Below are 1,169 nucleotides of genomic sequence, written 5' to 3'. Positions count from 1 at the left end.
CCGACATCACCGAATTTGTCGAGAATTTCAAGCTGCCGGATGCGGAGCTGGTTGCTGGCAATCTCGAAGCCAACAAGATCTTCAGCGATTTCGAAGACCTCAACGTTCCGACTGTCGCCGCGATCAATGGCATCGCCCTGGGTGGCGGTCTGGAAATGTGCCTGGCGGCTGACTATCGCGTCATGTCCACCAAGGCCAAGATCGGTCTGCCGGAAGTCAAACTGGGCATCTACCCAGGCTTCGGCGGCACCGTACGTCTGCCGCGCCTGATCGGTGCCGACAACGCCATCGAGTGGATTGCCTCCGGCAAGGAAAACCGTCCGGAAGACGCGCTGAAAGTTAGCGCAGTCGATGCCGTGGTTGCTCCTGAGAAGCTGCAGGAAGCTGCCCTTGAACTGATCAAGCGCGCCATCTCCGGCGAGTTCGATTACAAGGCCAAGCGCCAGCCTAAGCTGGAAAAGCTCAAGCTCAACGCTATCGAACAAATGATGGCTTTCGAAACCGCCAAAGGTTTCGTGGCAGGTCAGGCTGGCCCGAACTATCCGGCGCCGGTTGAAGCGATCAAGACGATCCAGAAAGCTGCGAACTTCGGTCGCGACAAAGCGCTGGAAGTCGAAGCTGCCGGCTTCGTCAAGCTGGCCAAGACCTCTGCCGCGCAGAGCTTGATCGGTCTGTTCCTGAACGATCAGGAACTGAAGAAAAAGGCCAAGGCCTACGACGAAATCGCCAAAGACGTGAAGCAGGCCGCTGTATTGGGCGCTGGCATCATGGGTGGCGGTATCGCTTATCAGTCGGCCTCCAAAGGCACGCCGATCCTGATGAAAGACATCAACGAGCACGGTATCGAGCAGGGTCTGGCCGAAGCCGCCAAGCTGCTGGTTGGCCGCGTTGATAAAGGTCGCATGACTCCGGCGAAAATGGCTGAAGTACTCAACGGCATTCGTCCGACCCTGTCCTACGGTGATTTCGGTCACGTCGACCTGGTCGTTGAAGCTGTGGTCGAGAACCCGAAGGTCAAGCAAGCCGTACTGGCTGAAGTTGAAGGCAAGGTCAAAGAGGACACCATCCTCGCGTCCAACACTTCGACCATTTCCATCAGCCTGTTGGCCAAGGCCCTCAAGCGTCCGGAAAACTTCGTCGGCATGCACTTCTTCAACCCGGTGCACATG

1 protein-coding gene is annotated in these 1,169 nt (G+C 57.4%); it reads left to right on the top strand.

Features of this window, described 5'->3' with window-relative positions; genetic code table 11:
- On the top strand, positions 1-1,169 hold a 1,169-nt coding region (locus ACIQVE_RS29730), incomplete at both ends, for a 3-hydroxyacyl-CoA dehydrogenase NAD-binding domain-containing protein (protein ID WP_402815541.1).

This window comes from Pseudomonas sp. NPDC098747, from assembly GCF_044760045.1.
Classification (GTDB): Bacteria; Pseudomonadota; Gammaproteobacteria; order Pseudomonadales; family Pseudomonadaceae; genus Aquipseudomonas.
Note: the sequence above shows the minus strand (reverse complement) of the source record. Positions and strands in the feature narration are given on the sequence as shown.